Here is a 603-nt window from a genome sequence, read left to right as displayed (position 1 = left end):
GAAGCGTCCCCTCACCGTCATTCCCAGCCGGATGGCGACATTCATGGAGGCGATGTTCGTGTCACGCACCTGGGCGTGGACCCTGTCCACGCCCAGGGTGGTGAAGGCCAGGTCCCGGCAGGCGGCTGCGGCCTCGGTCGCCAGACCCCGGTGCCACAGTGCCCGGTTGAACAGGTATCCGACCTCGATGACGTCCTCGCCCAGGATGTGCTGAATGCTCAGACCACACTGGCCGATCATCCCCTGCGCGCCGCCCTCGTGGACGCTGCCGCCGACGGCCTCGCCCCCGGACTCCTCGCGCAGGGTCACTGCCCACAGGCCGAAGCCGTCGTCGCGGTAGCGGGTGAGCATGCGCTCCAGCCACTCCTCCACCATCGCGTCGTCGAAGGCGCCCTCGTAGGCGGCCATGGTCACTGGATCCTGGAGGATCGCGCGCAGGGCGGGCAGGTCCGAGCGGGTCATTTCGCGCAGTTCCAGGCGCGGGGTGCGCAGGATGACCCTGCCGGGATCGCGTCTGCTCGCCTCGGCGGTGTTCATCGCGTCGGGTCCACCATCACCTTGATCGCGTCGCGCTGGTTCCTGAGCTCATAGCTGGTGGCGACC

The 603-nt window shown here is 68.8% G+C and carries 1 protein-coding gene; it reads right to left on the bottom strand.

Annotated features, from left to right (window positions below; genetic code table 11):
• Positions 1 to 537, bottom strand: a 537-nt coding sequence (locus FK530_RS24900; protein ID WP_146489479.1) for a GNAT family N-acetyltransferase, incomplete at its 3' end; no start/stop codon positions are given.
• Positions 538 to 603 lie beyond the last annotated feature (66 nt).

Source organism: Tsukamurella conjunctivitidis (genome assembly GCF_007858475.1).
GTDB lineage: Bacteria > Actinomycetota > Actinomycetes > Mycobacteriales > Mycobacteriaceae > Tsukamurella > Tsukamurella conjunctivitidis.
This window is presented reverse-complemented; position numbering and strand designations above follow the sequence as displayed.